We start from the raw sequence: 17,976 nt of genomic DNA, 5'->3' as shown, positions 1-17,976 counted from the left end.
GTCAGGGATGGTATTGTACTATTTTTGAAGCTATGAACAACCGGGTACTCCTTTCTTTACACATTGGATATTGGCTTCTAATCCTTACTCAAAAATTGCTTGAGGCACTAGGTACCGGGGTTTTGGGAACGCAGACTGACTGGTTTTTATTTTTTTCGATAGTAGTCCCTGTTCATTTTTTACAGATCTGCTGTCTGGCTTTATTCTTTTATGCCAACTATTTGGTGTTGATTCCCTATGTTCTTAAAAAGAGAAACGTGGTCAGCTATTTAATTGCTCTGGTCGGATGTACGCTTATCTTTACTCCGCTCTATTACCTGATGGAACAAATCGTCTATCCTGTAATAGGATGGAAAACCTATACACAAAACCTCGATTTCATATTTGCATTTATTGTGACCCTGAGTGCCAATTTTGTCAATATATTTTTGGGATTGCTTTTGAGTTATTTGATGGACTGGCGTTCACTACGTGCAGAAAAAGAATTGATAGAGAAGGAAAAGCTAAAAACAGAATTAGCCTTTTTAAAATCTCAGGTAAATCCACACTATTTATTCAATACTATAAATGATATTTATGCGCTTACCCAACAGCAATCTGAAGAAGCACCAGAGGCCCTGCTGAAGCTCTCTGAACTATTGCGCTATATGTTAAGGGAGAGCGATGATCCCTACGTGCTTCTTTCCAGCGAAATCAATTACCTTGAAAACGTAATAACCTTACAGAAAATTGGGCAAAAGGGAGATGCTTATATCAATTTTGAGGTTAAGGGAAGTTTAGATAAACAAATGATTGCCCCCTTGATTTTGATTAATTTTGTAGAGAATGCGTTTAAACATGGTGTTTTTAATGACCGTAAAAATCCTATCCAAATTTTAATATTTGTCGACCAGAAGACACTTATGCTACACCTTCGTAATGCTATCAATACTGCAAAGAAAGATAAAACCGGCGGCATAGGTCTTAATAATGTTAAGAGGCGCCTTTCTTTATTGTATCCCAACAGGCACGAACTTTCCATTGATCATCAGCATGATTTCTTTAGTGTTGATTTAAAAATTAGCTTTTATGATTAGATGCATGGTTGTTGATGATAAGCCGTTAGCTATTGATGTTTTAACGCACTATATCTCAAAGATGCCGGATCTTACTTTGAGTTTTAGTACCCAAAACCCGATAGAGGCTTTAAATAAAGTAATGGAAGGAGGCATTGATCTGGTTTTTCTCGACATACAAATGCCCGAGCTTAGTGGTCTACAGTTTTTGAAGATCGTAAAAGGCAAGTGTTTGGTGGTTTTGACCACCGCTTATGCAGAATATGCCTTAGAGGGGTTTGACCATGATGCCATTGATTATTTGTTAAAACCCGTTTCTTTTGAGCGGTTCTATAAAGCCGTAGAAAAAGTACAGGTTATAATGAAAGGCCTGAATGAAAAGGAATTACAGAACGCTTCGGTACCCAAAAAGGAAATGGGAATACAAACAATTTTTGTAAAAACAGAATATAAGCTGGTTAGAATAAATGTAGAAGATATACTCTACGTGAAGGGCTTACAGAATTATGTAAGCATACATACAACTGGTGAAAAGATCACGAGCCTTCAAACGATGAAAAAAATTGAAGAGCAATTGCCTGCTGACCGGTTTATCAGAGTTCATAAATCATATATCGTATCAATTAACAAAATAGACAGTATTGAACGAAACCGAATCCGGATAGGTCGCGACAGCATTGCAGTAGGCGAGGTGTATCGTAAAGCTTTCTATAATGCCATAGCTGCCAACTAACAGGTCGTGCTCTAACAGTACAAAAGTTAGCTACAGGTTGCTAAAGTATATGGCCTATTTTTTTACAAACACTTTAAAACGATTAATACCTACAGTTTAATTCAAACATCTGGCTGTACATTGGATTTCAAATAAATACTCTTTGATTTTCTTTCATCTGCAATAACATCTGTAAAAAGTTTCGCTCACGTCCGCTGTATATGAGTTTGCATTTAGCGAGTGTTTTATAACCTCACCTTACGGGTGTACAGGCACCCTCTCTTTTAGTTTAAATTTCTGAGTTCAATAACGGTCAGTCAGGTATTACAATAGAATGAACCTTCGCGCTGTATGTGTCCGTAGCACTTGGTGAGTATCTGTGATCTCACTGTATGGGTGTACAGGCACCCTCCAATCAAATTCAATATTCAAGGTTTTTTATTCATAATGCTATAGCCAAAAGCTTCAAACCTTTGTACTACTCGTATCCGGTTTTAAATAAGTAAGCTCACGCGTTGTATGTGCCCGTTGCACTTAGTGAGTATTAGTAAATCTCACCTTAGGGATGTACAAGCACCCCTTATTTAGTTTAAAGTTTTGAGTCAGGAGTTCAGAGTCAATATAGATTCAATTAATTTACATGGCCTTGTTTTTTCTTTCATCAGCCTATATTCATTTTAAAGCGGATGGTCACGCGCTGTATATGCCTTTCGACATTCAGTGAGTATACCTGATCTCACCTTGTGGGTGTACAGGCACCCTTCTATTTAGTTCAATATTTTGAGTTATGAGTTCAGATGTAAGGCGTAAGTCAGGAATTACTATACGATTTGCCCGCGCTTTGTATGTGCCCATTGCACTTAGTGAGTATCTGTGATCTCACCTTTTGGATGTACAAGCATCCTCCTTATAAATTCAATATTCAATGTTTCGGATTCAAAGTCATTTTTTTAAGTCAGATGTCACGCGCTGTATATGCCTTTCGACACTCAGTGAGTATACCTATCTCACCTTGTGGGTGTACAGGCACCCTCTATTTAAGTTTAAAGTTCAAAAGTTTTGAGTTCAAAGTTGTCTTCCAGATTAAAAACAAACACCTATCCTATCACTAGCTCAATACCCGCTTTTTCTGCTTTGTATTTGATTTTGGTCATGAGTTCGTAATAATTCCAGTTTCGGAGTACAAACTCGTTTTCCTGTGCGGCTTCTATTTTGGCTTCCTGATTGACCAGGATCAGGGTACCGGCCTGATGCTTAACACAAAAGTCTATGAGCTTGCGGCTGTACACGTGCAGACGCTGATTGACATAATTGGCTTCCTTCTTCTTGAACTTTTCGACGGCTTTCAGCTTGCGCTTACGCCCGTGACCACCCCGGGAATGCACCGATCCGGCCATCGCCCGTTTACGCGCAGCCTGAATCGCCAACCTGCGGTATAAAAACTCCTCTTTGGTGCCGATATGAAGCCGGTTACTGCCCAGTTTAACCGTTATGGGATATTCTAAAGACAGGGAAGCCTCTGCCACCACACTAGGCTTTAAGGCGTGTTGCTCCTGCTCGATGTCAAAGACCGCCAGCCAGAAGATCTTACCGTCTTTTAATTTGATCTGAGAGGTGCGCAAGCGGGTTTCGCCTTTGAGTACCCGGTGCAATAAAACCCGTTTATCGGAGAAGTCCCGGCCCAGATAGGTGCAAAATGGAATTTTAAAGAGCCGGAAACAAAAACAATTTCGTTCTTCATCGTATTTAAAGCAATACATACTGTAAGGGCCAAAGGGAAAGCCGATATCCCGTTTGAAGTTTTGAAGGGAGCGCTCCCCGCTCCAATACTCCGGTGCATTCTTTTTAAATGCGCTTTCCAGGTTCCGGTTAAGGCTCGATAAGATCTCGGTGGGGATTTTACCTTTAAACCGGTCTGAGATCACCCGGTAGGTGGTATTGATACGCGAGCGGTTTAGAATGCCGTTTTCGTCTTTCTTATGATCTGCCAGTTTATACTGAATGTCCTCGGTAAGGTAGAAGAACTCTTTGATCATTTCCTGCACGTAGAGGTGGGAGACGATAATATTGGAAGCTTTAAAGCAGCAGTATTGCCAGTCGTATAGTTTGGCCATAGCGGCTTTACGCTCCTCGTAATCGGGCAGGTCTATATTGAGTTGGATTTTACGGGTAAGGCTGAGGGTTTTGGTTTTCATAATCAGGCAGATTGTAATTGATTATCGTGTTGCTCCTGTAAAAACTGATAGGCCGTGGTAAAGGCGCGATGCACTTCTTTTTGAGAAAGCTTGAGTTCGTTTGCAATCTGAGCAAAGGAGTACTGCTGTTCGCAGCGCAGGGCCAGTACCCGGGCTTCCTGCTCGGTCAGCGCTTTAGGTTGAGAGGCATTCTCTGAAACCGAATTTGTATTCATAACCAGAGTTCCCTGTTGCAGGATGTTTCTGATCTGCTCGATGGAATCTTTCATCAGGTTGCTGGCTTCCTTGATGCTGATGCCCAGCTGCTCTGAAATGCTTTTGTATTTAAAACCGTGCTCCAAAGCCAGTTCAATAAGGCGTTTGGACTGATTTCCCAGCAGGGGTAATATGGTGATCACCTGCTCGTAGTCTTTTTGCCTGTTTTGCTGCTCTTTTAGATGCGTATCGACTTCTTCAGGATCAAAGCCCCATCGGTAGTCGGGATAGTTGGGATAATCATCAAAGGAATATAAACTACGCTGAAACTGATTCCCCGGTCGTACATAAAACCATTTGCAGTCGTTGTTAATGACCGCATAGAGGAAATTAACCAGGTGTTGAGGCGACTCAATGGTGTCGCGTTTGTGCCAAAGCCTTAAAAAGGCATCCTGTACCAGGGTCTCTACTACAAACACATCTTTGATTAAGGTTCTGCCCGTCCAATAAATAGGCCGGTAATAGTGTTTGTAGAGGGCATTAAATGCCTGGCTGCAGCCCGCTTTAAAAGACTCAAAATGGATTTCACTGGGATAGTGCTTCATAACCGTACCCGTTTTATTCATAGTTAATGAAGGTTTTAACCATAGCTAAATGAGGTGCTCAATGCAAGGTGAACTACTAAAATGCTTATGGTTAAGTGTTTAAAAATCAAATATACTAAAATTGACTTAACAATGGTACAGGTACCTTTGTTAAGTCGTAAGATATTTTACTTCTTGTACGGTAGTAGAAGAGATCGTGAAGAGTAAAATTGAAGCTTATATTATCGACAAAGTGCGGGAAAAAAGAAAAGAGAAAAACTTTTCTCAAGTTGTTTTGTCTCAAAAACTGGGTTTAAGTGAAAGCTTTGTTTCGCACGTTGAATCAGAAAACAGAAGGGCAAAGTATAATGTTAATCACCTTAATGAAATAGCAATTATCTTAGAATGCTCTCCCAAGGATTTTTGGCCTGATACTCCCATTGCCGATTAGTATTCTTTCTTTAGTATTATCTATTCCCATTTAGCTAATATTTTTTAGTTTAATAATACTAAGCAGAGCTCGCATAGAGCAATAGCATTTTTCCTAAAACAAAATTTACTCGTCTAGAATAGCAATACAGATTTCCAAGTAAATCCTATCATAACTATAAAAGCTAATTTTTAATTCTAAATGAACTATGCATTTTAAAATTTACATAGCTTTTGTAACGCTAGATAGATGAAAAATCGAAAAGCCACTGTAATTGAAGCACATGGCTAGTCTAACCCTCAATAGCAAGGAAGTTTTCCCTCCCACAATTATCCAAACATAACGGTTATTTTAATACTCATTACGTGAGATATTCAAAATATAGTTTTTATTTTGCTTTCTGCATTAAAAGATTCAAAGATGAACCGAATAAAAGAGGTTTTAGAAAAAAAGGGAATAAAACAAATTTGGCTATCCGAACAATTAGGAAAAAGTTACAACATGGTTAATTCTTACGCTCAGAATAGAAGGCAACCTAGTCTAGAAGACTTATATAAAATTGCCGAAATCCTTAATGTAAATCCAAAAGAGTTATTATACGACCAAATATTAAATAAGGATGAATAGTAAGATTCAAAAAATATATAATTCGCCTATTAAAAGTACGCGAAGTGGCTCATTGTTTATGGCATTTTCTTACCCAACTAAAATTTCTCCAGAAACAATTGCTGTTTATATTTTAGTTCACACAAAACCCGGAGATACTGTATTAGATGTTTTTGGAGGCAGTGGGACAACTGGGCTAGCAGCATTATTATGCGATAAACCAAACAAAAGACTATATGAGTTAGTTAAAGATTCCAATATCGATGTTGAATACGGCCCGAGAACTGCATATATAAGTGAAATTAGCGGTCTTGGGTCTTTTGTATCAGAAGTAATGACGTCAAAAATAGATTCAAAAAAATTTCAAAATGAAGCCCAAAAAATATTAAGAAGAGTACAAAAAAGAGCAGAGGACTTATACAGTGTAGAAGATCCTAATGGTAATAGTGGGATTATTCGACATGTCATTTATACAGAGTTTTTAATCTGTAAGTATTGTAATCATGAAACATCATTTAGTGATGCTTGTGTAATAGAAAATCCAATTAACATTCAGCTTTCTTGGAAATGTTCCAAATGCAATTCAAAAAATTTAAATAATGATTCTAAAAGAGTTCTTGAAAAGGTATATGATCCTATTCTCCAAACTAAAAGAGAGGTAAGAAAAAGAAGACCTTATAAAATATATGGACAAACTGGAAATTTTAAGTGGAAAAGGCCAGCTCAAGAAAATGATAAACCTAAGGAAGAATGGATTAATAAGGCAGATATCAAATCAATTCCTTTAAATAAAATTGAATGGGGTGATCTATATAGATCAGGCTATCATAACGGAATTGATTATATCCATGACTTTTATACTATAAGAAATGCAACTGTTCTATCTATTTTTTGGGATGAATTGAAAAACTTTAAAGGAATATATAGAGAAGCTTTAAAACTGTGGATTCTAAGTTACAATTCTTCACATTCCACTCTAATGACTCGGGTGGTATTAAAAAAGAATCAATCTGATTTTGTGCTTACGGGTGCGCAACCTGGTGTATTATATATAAGTAGCCTTCCAGTTGAAAAAAACATAATATTAGGATTACAAAGAAAAATTAAAACTTTTGCAAGTGCGTTTGAAATAGTCGAAAATAGTAATTCTATTGTGAAGACTTTTTGGGGTTCAAGTAGCTTTTTAGCCATTCCTGATAAGACTATTGATTATGTTTTTACCGACCCTCCTTTTGGTGATTATATTCCATATTCAGAATTGAATTTTATTAATGAAGCGTGGCTAAATAGAATCACCGAAAAAGAAGAAGAGGCTATAATTTCAAAATCCCAGGAAAAAAATGCTATTGATTATGAATTATTGTTAACCTCTGTTTTTAATGAGGTTAATCGAGTACTAAAAGATAATTCAAACGCTTCCGTAGTATTCCATTCTGCCAGTGCTAAAGTATGGAATGCCTTAAAATCTACATTTAAGAATTCAAATTTTGAAGTAATTAACAACTCAGTCCTTCAAAAGGAACAGGCAAGTTTTAAACAAACCAATTCAAAAATAAGTGTAAAAGGAGATGCCGTATTATTATTAGCTAAAGGACAAACTAGGACAAACAATCAATTTACTAATGTGTCAAATATTTTAACAGAACTTGTTAGATTGGCTAAGGTTGAAAACAATCCATCTGAATTAGAAAATAAAAGACTCTATTCAAGATACGTAGGGTACTGTATGTCTAATGGTATGGAAGTTGAGCTTGACGCTAAAGACTTTTATTCTCAGGTTTCTGAACTTATTGCTGAATGAACAATCAGGAACGAAATAAAAGATTGGGACAATATTTCACTGGCCAAGAGCTTGCAAAGGTTTTATGTGCAATTGCGTTTAAAATAAATCCTAAAATTTGTTCAGCAATAGACCCTATGATGGGAAAGGGTGATATGCTGACAGCTGTGAACGAGATTGATAATTCTGTTTCAACTTATGGAGTAGAACTCGACAAACAACTCGATTGTAAGTTAAACCCAAATGTCGCAACAAAATCTAACATTGTTTATGGTAGTTCATTTGAAAAAAAAACTCATAAAATTCTAAAAAATAGACTTTTCGATCTTGTTATCACCAACCCTCCTTACGTTAGACATCTTAACCAAAAGTTTGAATATCAGTTTGAAGATTTCACCGCTGGTTCTAATCTTCAAATACGAAATCAACTCATAGAAAGCTTAATAGAAAATCCAGAAATCAAAAAATATGAGAAAGCATTTCTTCTTGACATAGCAAAAAAATATTCTGGCCTATCTGACTTAACAGTCCCATCAATAATACAGTGCGCTGCCTTTACAAAAGAGAATGGAGTATTAGCTCTTGTTTTACCTGAATCCTGTATTACGCGTGAATATAGTATTGCAACTTTGCTGGTTCTTTTTAAATTATTTAATATCAAGTTTATTGTAAAAGATGAAGGAAGGAAATGGTTCGAAAATGCTCAAGTCAAAACTGTACTTTTAATAGGTCAAAAACTTAAGGAACCAAGAAAATTAATTGAATCCCACCCCAAAATATCAATTGTTGAAATTTACGATGGTACAAAAAGTGACCCATTAGGTAAAAATTCTTTCACCAGTAATTACGATTTATTTGCGTCCACTTTAGTAGACTCGGAAGATGATCTCAATAATTATAATAATGTTACACAATATTTCAGTACTGTAAACTCTTACCTTTCTCCTCTTGCGAGTAAAAACTTGTTGAAAAAATACCCTGAACTAAAAACTATTGCTTTAGGTATAAAGAATAGCAAATCAAAACTTGACACAAGACTAAGGTCTTCCGTTGATTACAATAATTTTATAAAGCTTTCAGACCTATCAATTGAGATTAATCAAGGTCTTAGAACAGGAGCAAATAATTTTTTCTATTATGATTTTATATCTGAGAAAAACAACAAGAGTAAGGTATACTTCAACTATAAGAGTATTTCCAAAATTCTTAAGATTAATAGTAACTGTCTAAAAACAGTTCTCAGAAAACAAAAAGAAATTTCAGATGGATATTTTATACCTTCAGCGAGTCTTAAGGGAAGATTGTTAGTTTTAAATAATCACTATACAGCATTTGACATTGAAAAATACAATCTTAAAAATGAAACAGTTACTAAACTATCGATTGAGGTTTCTAAACATATTTACTATTGTGAAACATTAAATATTGGTAATATAAATTCACCTAAATACTTTCCAGAGTTATCTGCTGTAAGAACAAACATTTCTGAGAGAGATGGTGAAATAAAAACATGGTATCAGCTTCCTAAATTAAAAAATAGACATGTTCCTGATATTTGTATACCAAGGGTAAATACAAAATCGGTAAAGTCGTATTTAGTTGAAGAGAATGTTGTAGTCGATGCTAATTTTTTGACAATTAATATAAAGCAAGATTCAAACCTTTCAGTTCACGGATTAATAGCAATACTTAATTCAGATTGGATTAAGGTGCAGCTTGAACTGCGTGGAAATGTATTAGGTGGTGGTGCTTTGAAACTCGATCGCAACCACCTTCTCAATATATTAATACCGAAGTTTACAAATGAGGAAATTATAGAGCTTGATGAACTCGGAAAAGAGCTTGTAAAGTCGTTGAACAACGAACAAGTACTCGTAAAAATAAACAAGTTTGTTAATTTAATTTTGAAAATTTCCGACAATGCTATTTTAAAAAAATTAATTGAAAAGCGTTTTAAATCAAGATCTAAAAATGGCTGATTTATATTCAGAAAAACAATTACAGAGCAGTAAGGAATGTATAGATAGCTGCACAGAAATGAGAAGAGAAGGTGCTTTAGAAGATGTTCTTCGTCATAATTTATCTTCTTTTCTAAGGCTTATGTTCAGCAATAATCCAAAATGGGTTGAATTACATGTAAGGGGGTCTGAAGCTCAAGTTGAATTCTCAAGAAATCAGAATGAACATAGAGGTTTTGTAGACAATTTAGTTGGAGCAACAGCAATAGAATACGAGGGGAATCTTCAAAATAGAACTAAGTTTAGGACTGGTTACTTACAGGTAAAGGAATACTGTGCAGGGTTACTAAATCTTGGATATCCTATCGACAATGTAAGGGGTGTTCTATCAGATACGGTTCAGTGGTATGCTTATAATGTTAACATTTTATCTCACGATAAATCTTCCAATTTTAGTGCCGAGGACATAGAATTAATTGATATTGAAAGTGTTAACTGCGAAGTTGAGACAAATTCAAATTTTATTTTATTAGATTTTCTAAATAAACATTTGGGTAGAATTGGCTCAAGGGTATTAGATGCAGATTCAATTAATTCTGACCTAGGATTTAAATCAAAGATAGCTTCGGAATACATCCCTCTATTAGAAAATGCTCTTAATGAAATCTCTACTTCTAAACCGGAGTACGCTGAACTTATAAAAATTGTATGGAATAGTTTCGTGAATTCAGTTCGAGAAAATGAAACCGCTGACTCATTTGACATTGCGTTCTACGTGGATGAATTTTTTTTAACAACTATCGCTAAATTCCTTTGTGCAAATGTACTCTGTGAAAGGGCTCTTATTTCAGACGAGGAAGAACTTAAAAGCATACTAAATGGTGATTTTTTTAAGTTGAAAGGTTATGATAATGTTGTGGAATATGATTTTTTCGGATGGCTAAATAATTTACCTGTACATGCTACAATAATTGAGTTAACTAAAAAAATTCAACTTGATCTCAGGGCATATGATTACTCGATAGGAATAGATGAGGATCTATTTAGTAATTTGTTCTCCGAGTTAGCAAACAAATCGAAACGATTGCTTCTTGGTCAAGCTATGACCCCAACTTGGTTGGCAAACTCAATTGCCAGAGAAGTTATAAGTAATATTGAAGAAGACCCAAAATTAATTGACATGTGCTGTGGATCGGGCACATTTATAGTAGAAACAATAAAAATTGTAACTGAGGAACTAGCAGATTTATCAGAAAGTCAGAAGCGAGCTAGAATTATTTCATGCATCACAGGTTTTGATATAGATCCACTTGCAGTCATTTTGGCTAAAATAAACTGGTTAATGGTAGCTAAACCATTTATCTCAGTCACACGTTTTGATAAGATTACAATTCCAATTTACAATGCTGATTCATTATTTGCGGTTACTCCTGTTTCAACCAATGAAGACGCAGAAGATTTTTATTCATTAAGCTTACTTGATGAACAAGTTAACTTACCTAAAATATTACTAATACCAGACAATGAAATACTGTTTGAGAAGATTTTAGATGTTGGCTATTCTTTAATCATTCAGCTTTCAGAAATTCCTGAAAAGGATTTTTATTTCAATACTCTGAGCACTATTCAAACACAAATTGGTAGAACTCTTATGGATGAAGATAAAGATCTAATCCTAGGATTTATGCAAGAATATTACAGAGCCATTTTCAAGCTTCATTCTCAAGGTAAAAATGGAATATGGAATTTTCTTCTTTTAAATAGTTTTAGGCCTGCCTTAATGGAAAAAAGTTTTAATGGACTAGTATCAAATCCTCCATGGTTAACTTTAAGCAGGATTGCTGACAACCCATATAAAGTATTTCTCCAAAATCTTGCAAATCAACTGAGTATTAAACCATCAGGATCATCGTTTTTGCATATAGAATTAGCAACCATTTTCTTACTAAGTTCAATAGAACGTTACCTAACAAATTATGCTGAAATTGGTTGCATTTTACCAGGAACTATTTTATCGGGAGACCATCATCATCCATTTCGAAATAAGGAATATGATAATTCTGAAATAGAATTTAGAATCTCGAAAATTTGGAATTTAGATAAAGCTATATTTAATAATAAGGGTATTGTCATATTTGGGAATAAGTCTGAGGGAGAGAATTCTATACCTATCCCTTATCACTTCGAAAGTCAAGATCAACAAGTTGAAGAGAGTCAATTATACTACTCTACATTGGATTCTAAAAGTGCTTGGACACAATATAACATCAATAGAACTAGCGAAAATTCCTATGTAAGTTGTTTTACCCAAGGTGCTGATGTTATGCCTCGTTCAATTTACTTTCATGAAATTATTAATTACGAATCAACAAGTAATACTACTTATGTCCAACCAATCAATAAACAAGTTTCTGACTTTGGATACTTATTGAAAGATTCAAAAAAATTCTCGGATTTTAGAATTGAGCCGTGTGTTGTAGAGACGGCAAATATATACCCAGTAATGATATCAAATGCATTGCTACCATTCCACATTACTGATCTACCACTAGCAATCTTACCCATTGAAAAATATCAAGGAACATGGAGAAGTATAGCTATTACTTCTCTTATTACTATGTCAATTGGTTTTCAACGTTGGGTTAACCGAGCTTCAGCAAAGTATGGACAAGGGGGAAATTTAGAAACTTTATGGAGTTCCTTAAACACCAGATCAAAATTAAGCAATCAATTTATTCCTCAAACAGGATATGTAGTTTGTTCAGGTACGGGTGGTGAATATGTTTGTGCGCATTATTTAAAAGACGATGAAGTTGATTTTAGTAGAGTAGTTATTGATCAAACAGTCAATTTTTATCACACTACTAATGAAAATGAAGCTAAGTATCTTGTTGGCTTATTAAATAGCCCTTCTATTTCCAATGCTATTCGAGGGTTTCAGTCTGAGGGGAATTATGGTGCAAGACACATTCATTCTTTACCATATAGAATAATAGAGCCATTTGAAGAAACTAATGAATCCCACATTTCAATAGTGACTTCAACAACAAATCTAATTCTAGAGTTAGATGAATTTTTCAATAATTCAACCAATCCTAAAGTTTTACGGTTAAGAAATCCTAATGAAAGTAGTATTGCATATAAGCGAAGAGAAATTAGGTCGATTATAGGTACACTTCCTTCTTTTAATGAATATTTAAAAGCCTGTGAAATGGTATTAAATAGCTAATTTCGGTCCAGAGAATTAATTTCGATTGCGAAGTCAATCAAAAGCCGCCATAAGAGCACTACAACTTTTAGTTGCCTAATGCTAAATAGGATACTAATAAAAAGATGCTTAAAAATGATTCCATAAAAGGACTTTGTTAAGGTAAATGAAATAACTTCTTTATTTCATAAAGTGAAATGTGATTTATAATTCCAATAGTTTAAATTTTTTCACTCACCTTAATGGTAAGTTCAGGACTAAGTTGACCCCTCTCAAGCTTTAATTATAGGTATTTGTTATTTATAGGAATACTGACTCCGTTTTAAAAATAAAAGCTGGAGGTGAAAATATTCTGGAGCATATTCACTCATCTGTGGTTTTTCAGTAGCATAATGACCTCCACTGTAATATTCACTCTATTATAAACCAACACTCACCCACGAAAAGTGTGGCAAAGTGTGGTTGCAGTGTGGGTTCACTGTGGACTCAGTGTGGGTTCACCCTACTTTATTTGATGAGTTAAGAAGCTTTAATTAGCTATCAAAGGATCAGGATGCGTTCATTTTACCCGTCTAATACCGTACTGGGCAGCGACTTTAATACACCTGATTGGTATTCAAGCTGGTGCCCAAATAGCTCTGATAGGGTCTGTAATGGTACTTCCTGAAGCATCGCCTGGATGGCAAAGCTGTGTCGGGCAACGTATGACGTGAGTGCCTGTTAGAATCGGGTATTTTTCCTCAATTTACGACAGCCTAATCTGTTGACGCTCTCTCACTGATTTTAACTAGTCCTTTTAGGTTATCTGGTAACTCCTGTAACAAGGAGCGGAGTGAGTCGTCATAAGGATAGTACGAACAAAAAAAGAACTTATGTCATTATGGACACCAGTAATCTGGTTAAGCATTATCATCCCTTTACTACTTGTTGCACAACTCACAACAAAACAAACCCAACCTAAATATATTTTACTCTTTTGTGGGTACTTTCTTCTGGACTCCTACACCCGCATATTGGGATATAAATGGATAAAACTCGATGCCTGGGGTTTAACCGGAAATTGGAGCGGTATGTTGTTAAGTCTGATTATTGCCTTGATGTTTATAGGATATCATTCGAAATCCATCAGAAAGGATATAGGGTTTACAGCCGTTTTTAATAAAAGGACGCTTAAGCTTGGGATTTTTATTTTTCTGGGATTTCTCGTTTTTGATTTTGTCTTTAAAATGATACTCTTCCCTAAGGGAGGGGCGTTTGATCTGGAGCAGTTTGTATTTCAAGCCACCTTACCGGGGTTGACGGAGGAAATCGTTTACAGAGGGATTCTTTTATGGTTGTTAAGTAAGGCCTTTGTTCCCGCAAAACAAGTGAAAGGTATATTTTTTGGCTGGGGATTTATAATCGTAACCTTTCTGTTTGCTATGATTCATGGTGTTGTGTTAACCGAAGCGATGGAGTTTAAAGTAGATTATATTACGATTGTCTACATTACCCTAATTACCTCGTTGAGTTTGGGCATTCTGAGAAAATTCTCTGGAAATTTGATTTTACCAACTGTAGGACATAATATGGTTAATTTAATGAATTTTTGTATTCGGTTACTATAGTCCTAATTTTAGAAATGCCTGCTAAATCATTACAATCCGTTAACTATACCCGTCTAAAACCGTCCTAAAATGGCTATGCCAATTAATAGTATTGAACTACAAATACTATTAAATGACGAATTGATTTTATCTATAAACTCGTGTCGAGGCCTAATTGTAGTCAGCCCATTTTGCATTAAAACATCTCAAACTTTATTAAAAACGGCTAAACGTTTGTAGTCGGAATTTTAAGGCGTTTTAAAAAACGATTTAAAGGCCCAAAGTATACTTGCCTCAATTTTGTGATTTGAAGCCTAAAATGGCTTTAAAAATGAATCAGAGCCTAATCTAAATTTCTTTTTGCCAAAGCCCAATTGCTTAATATATATTTTTATCCTATTGGCTTTTTAATGTTTGTGTTTTAAATGTTTATATGTTTATAGAAAGTACCAGTATTGGGACACTAGTGTACCAGAACTTGTCCAAAATTGAGTACGCTGTGTCCCATCAGAAGTCTACATCAGGTCCATTTATGGGACCAGTACTGGGACTAGTACTGGGACGCAAAACGCATCAAATTTTAGGAGGCTATTTTCAATTATTTTGAGGGTATTTGAATGAGGGGTTCCTGTTGTTGTAAAGCCTCCATATCTGCTCCAATCTTAGAATCGATTACCTGTGCATAAATCTGTGTAGTCTTTAGAGAGGTATGGCCTAACATCTTACTTACCGTTTCCATAGGTACGCCCCGAGATAAGGTTACGGTGGTGGCAAAGGTATGCCGGGCCAGGTGTGTAGTGAGGCTTTTGGTGATTCCACATAAATCGGCTATTTCTTTGAGGTAAGCATTAGACTTCTGATTGCTCAAAACCGGGAGCAGTTTGTTATTCTGAGTTCTGCATGCGTGGGTTTCGTATTTCTTTAATATTCCGGCAGCGGTGGGCAGGAGGGGAATGCTGCTGAGGGTATTCGTTTTTTGACGTCTGGTTTTGATCCAGGTTTCGCCATTAAGACCCGGTACCAAATCGTTTTTAGTGAGTTTGTTTACATCAGCATAGGCCAGACCGGTAAAGCAACAAAACAAAAAGATGTCGCGTACCTGCTCCAGACGTCCGATAGAAAATTCTTTTTGGGACAAGGCATTGAGTTCGTCCCGGGTTAAAAATTCCCGTTCCTTGGTTTTCCAATTGGACTTCCAGTGAAAGAAGGGATCTTTCTCAATGAATTGGTTTGCTAAAGCGATGCGCATGATCTTCTTAAAGTTTACGATGTATTTGGTGGCCGTATTATGTGCGCAGTTTTTCTCCGATTTCAGATAATGTTCAAAACCGGAAATAAATTCATAGTCTATTTCGCCAAGTGGAATATCGGCTCTCTTTTTGGTAAACTGCAGGTAATGCTCCAGATGGGTGCGAGCGGCATTATAGCGTTGCAGGGTGCCGCTGGAATAGCCTTTGCCAATGAGACTCTCGATTTTGTCGTTGTGTTCCTTAAAAAGCTCCAGGAGCATTTTATGTTCCTTGTCTTTGCCCTGATAGATATCCCGAATGATTTGCGCAGAAACCGGTTTTTCTTCCCGAAGTAACCTGTCGTAGATCTCGTAGATTTTGGTTCGTACATCGTCCAGGTGGCGGTTAACCATTCGGGCTTCTGCACTCGAACCCGCCATTTTTCCAAGTTTAGAATCCCACTTATTGGTGGCCTTATGTTGGGTTGAAAACTCGCTACGCTTTGAATCTACTGTGATGCGCGCGTAAATGGTTGCGGGTTTGGTCGTTTTTGAAGCGGTGCTTTTTTGATAGAAAAGAATTGAAATAGAATGTGCCATCAGAATTGCCTTTAAATTTGAGGGATTTAAAGTACAAAAGTCTGTTTTAAAAAGTGTTAAAGGAATCGTGTAACGCCTTTAATTTTAACACTTTACAAGCTTTCCCGGTGAGTGTTTTTTCGATTCCAAAACACTCACCGAATCAGACACCTTTTATTTGCAATTAAAGGCCATTATTTGACATCAACTAAAACAAAAAAGCCTGTAAATCATATGATTTACAGGCTTTTAGAGGAATTTGGAATAACTCCTAGCGGTCTGGACGGGACTCGAACCCGCGACCCCATGCGTGACAGGCATGTATTCTAACCAACTGAACTACCAGACCAATATTTTATGAACTTTTGCAAGCGTGAAGTGCTTATCATTTCCTTTCTTGCGGGTGCAAATATACACCCATTTTTAAAGTACGCAAACAAATTTTAAAAGTTTTTTTAAATCCTATAAAAACTGTCTGCGTTCCACCAGAAAACTGCTCAGGATCGGAGCGAAGCCGCGCTGTATATCTGCCGGAACATAACTGATGCGGTATTGGGCACAGCGCAGTTTAACCGCCTCAAAATAAGCGGTGACCGCATCCTTATAGCTTTCTTTTACTGTATCTGAAAACACATCAATGCGTTTGCCGGTCTCCACATCTTCAAAACGCTTGGGCGCATTATCAAAATCAAAATTTAATTCGGTAGCGCTGTCGTAGGTGTGAAAGAGTACAACTTCGTGCTTGTTGTATTTTAAATGCTGAAGCGCTTCAAACGTCTTTTCCTGCTGCACTTCATTTTGAAACAGATCACTGAATAAAAATACCAGCGAACGCCGTTTCAGCTTTTCGGCAATAAAATGCAGATTGGCGTAGGTATCGGTCTTAACCGATTTGTTTGCATTTTTCAATACTCCATTGAGCTGATCAAGCAGCATATGATGATGCCGCTCGCTGCCTTTTTCCGGAGCGTAATACTCAAAATGTTCAGCGTAAATACTCAGGCCTACCGCATCACGCTGTTTTTTCATCAACTGCATAATCGCAGCCGACGCGAGTACCGCAAAAGCAATCTTATTGGGCTTGTTAAGGTCCGTCTGCTTTAGCGCCGGGTAGTGCATGCTGCTGCTGTTATCGAGTATCAGATGACAGCGCAGATTGGTCTCCTCCTCATAGCGTTTGGTATACAGCTTATCGGTGCGGGCATAGAGCTTCCAGTCTATGTGTTTGGTGCTTTCACCACTGTTGTACACCTTATGCTCTGCAAACTCAGCCGAAAACCCGTGAAACGGACTCTTGTGCATACCACTAATAAACCCCTCAACAACCTGACCTGCGAGCAGCTCCAGATTATTAAATCCGGCAATACTGTTTAAATGGGTTTGAATGTCTAGCACTTTTTTAGTTTAGAGTTCGGTTTTCAGTTTTCAGTTCACAGTCTCAGTCGGCAGTAATTTTAATCACACTTTGTATCTTCAAACTGCCCATTGCTACTGCCTACTGTTTTGTGGTATCAAGCCGTTCCCTTCGATACACCGCTCCTTGGGTCGCGGCACTCAGTGACCGGTTTTCAGTTCACAGTTCACAGTCTCAGTCGGCAGTAATTTTAATCACACTTTGTATCTTCAAACTGCCCACTGCTACTGCCAACTGTTTTGTGGTATCAAGCCATTCCCTTCGATACACCGCTTTTCAGTTTTCAGTTTACAGTCTCAGTCGGCAGTAATTTTAATCACAATTTGTATTTCAAACTGCCCACTGCTACTGCCTGCTGTTTTGTGGTATCAAGCCGTCCCCTTCGATACACCGCTCCTTGGGTCGCGGCACTCAGTGACCGGTTTTCAGTTCACAGTTCACAGTCT

Annotated in this window: 12 protein-coding genes and 1 tRNA gene; 8 read left to right on the top strand and 5 right to left on the bottom strand. The window is 36.8% G+C overall.

Annotation, left to right across the window (positions count from 1 at the left end; all coding sequences use genetic code 11):
* The first annotated feature begins 32 nt into the window (after nt 1-32).
* On the top strand, nt 33-1,076 hold the full coding sequence (locus ACSSS3_RS05505) for a sensor histidine kinase (RefSeq protein ID WP_442846734.1): 1,044 nt from the start codon (nt 33-35) through the stop codon (nt 1,074-1,076).
* Nucleotides 1,069-1,788 (top strand): LytR/AlgR family response regulator transcription factor, encoded by a 720-nt coding sequence (locus tag ACSSS3_RS05500; protein WP_442846733.1) that lies wholly within the window; start codon nt 1,069-1,071, stop codon nt 1,786-1,788. Before ACSSS3_RS05505 ends, ACSSS3_RS05500 begins: the two co-directional genes overlap by 8 nt.
* Nucleotides 1,789-2,864: 1,076 nt before the next feature.
* On the opposite strand, the gene ACSSS3_RS05495 is transcribed toward ACSSS3_RS05500, so the two are convergent.
* Together ACSSS3_RS05495 and ACSSS3_RS05490 are read right to left on the bottom strand one after the other, a co-directional pair.
* Entirely contained in the window at nt 2,865-3,962 is a 1,098-nt protein-coding gene (locus ACSSS3_RS05495; protein ID WP_442846732.1) for a hypothetical protein, read from the bottom strand.
* A gap of 2 nt (nt 3,963-3,964) precedes the next feature.
* The gene (locus tag ACSSS3_RS05490) at nt 3,965-4,783 is read right to left on the bottom strand and encodes a sigma-70 family RNA polymerase sigma factor (RefSeq protein WP_442846731.1); all 819 of its coding nucleotides are present in this window, start codon (nt 4,781-4,783) and stop codon (nt 3,965-3,967) included.
* Between the two features lie 175 nt (nt 4,784-4,958).
* On the opposite strand from ACSSS3_RS05490, the gene ACSSS3_RS05485 reads away from it, so the two are divergent.
* The 6 genes from ACSSS3_RS05485 to ACSSS3_RS05460 all read left to right on the top strand — a co-directional run bounded on the left by ACSSS3_RS05485 (nt 4,959) and on the right by ACSSS3_RS05460 (nt 14,330).
* On the top strand, nt 4,959-5,192 hold the full coding sequence (locus ACSSS3_RS05485; protein WP_442846730.1) for a helix-turn-helix domain-containing protein: 234 nt from the start codon (nt 4,959-4,961) through the stop codon (nt 5,190-5,192).
* Nucleotides 5,193-5,591: 399 nt separating this feature from the next.
* Nucleotides 5,592-5,798, top strand: coding sequence for a helix-turn-helix domain-containing protein (locus ACSSS3_RS05480; RefSeq protein WP_442846729.1), 207 nt, complete (start codon nt 5,592-5,594; stop codon nt 5,796-5,798).
* On the top strand, nt 5,791-7,578 hold the full coding sequence (locus ACSSS3_RS05475) for a DNA methyltransferase (RefSeq protein ID WP_442846728.1): 1,788 nt from the start codon (nt 5,791-5,793) through the stop codon (nt 7,576-7,578). The genes ACSSS3_RS05480 and ACSSS3_RS05475 overlap by 8 nt, the downstream gene beginning before the upstream one ends.
* Nucleotides 7,575-9,536 carry an N-6 DNA methylase gene (locus ACSSS3_RS05470; RefSeq protein WP_442846727.1) on the top strand — a complete coding sequence of 654 codons (1,962 nt, stop codon included), beginning with the start codon at nt 7,575-7,577 and terminating at the stop codon, nt 9,534-9,536. The genes ACSSS3_RS05475 and ACSSS3_RS05470 overlap by 4 nt, the downstream gene beginning before the upstream one ends.
* On the top strand, nt 9,499-12,744 hold the full coding sequence (locus ACSSS3_RS05465; protein ID WP_442846726.1) for an N-6 DNA methylase: 3,246 nt from the start codon (nt 9,499-9,501) through the stop codon (nt 12,742-12,744). The genes ACSSS3_RS05470 and ACSSS3_RS05465 overlap by 38 nt, the downstream gene beginning before the upstream one ends.
* Nucleotides 12,745-13,595: 851 nt before the next feature.
* Nucleotides 13,596-14,330: a CPBP family glutamic-type intramembrane protease gene (locus ACSSS3_RS05460; protein ID WP_442846725.1), complete on the top strand. Its 735-nt coding sequence runs from the start codon at nt 13,596-13,598 to the stop codon at nt 14,328-14,330.
* 577 nt (nt 14,331-14,907) lie between these two features.
* On the opposite strand, the gene ACSSS3_RS05455 is transcribed toward ACSSS3_RS05460, so the two are convergent.
* The 3 genes from ACSSS3_RS05455 to ACSSS3_RS05445 all read right to left on the bottom strand — a co-directional run bounded on the left by ACSSS3_RS05455 (nt 14,908) and on the right by ACSSS3_RS05445 (nt 17,511).
* Nucleotides 14,908-16,137 (bottom strand): site-specific integrase, encoded by a 1,230-nt coding sequence (locus ACSSS3_RS05455; protein WP_442846724.1) that lies wholly within the window; start codon nt 16,135-16,137, stop codon nt 14,908-14,910.
* Nucleotides 16,138-16,391: 254 nt separating this feature from the next.
* A tRNA-Asp gene (locus tag ACSSS3_RS05450) sits at nt 16,392-16,465 on the bottom strand.
* Nucleotides 16,466-16,578: 113 nt separating this feature from the next.
* Nucleotides 16,579-17,511 carry a DUF58 domain-containing protein gene (locus ACSSS3_RS05445; RefSeq protein ID WP_442846723.1) on the bottom strand — a complete coding sequence of 311 codons (933 nt, stop codon included), beginning with the start codon at nt 17,509-17,511 and terminating at the stop codon, nt 16,579-16,581.
* Between the last annotated feature and the right edge of the window lie 465 nt (nt 17,512-17,976).

The organism is Leeuwenhoekiella sp. H156 (assembly GCF_052218455.1).
GTDB classification, from domain to species: Bacteria; Bacteroidota; Bacteroidia; order Flavobacteriales; family Flavobacteriaceae; genus Leeuwenhoekiella; species Leeuwenhoekiella parthenopeia.
This window is presented reverse-complemented; position numbering and strand designations above follow the sequence as displayed.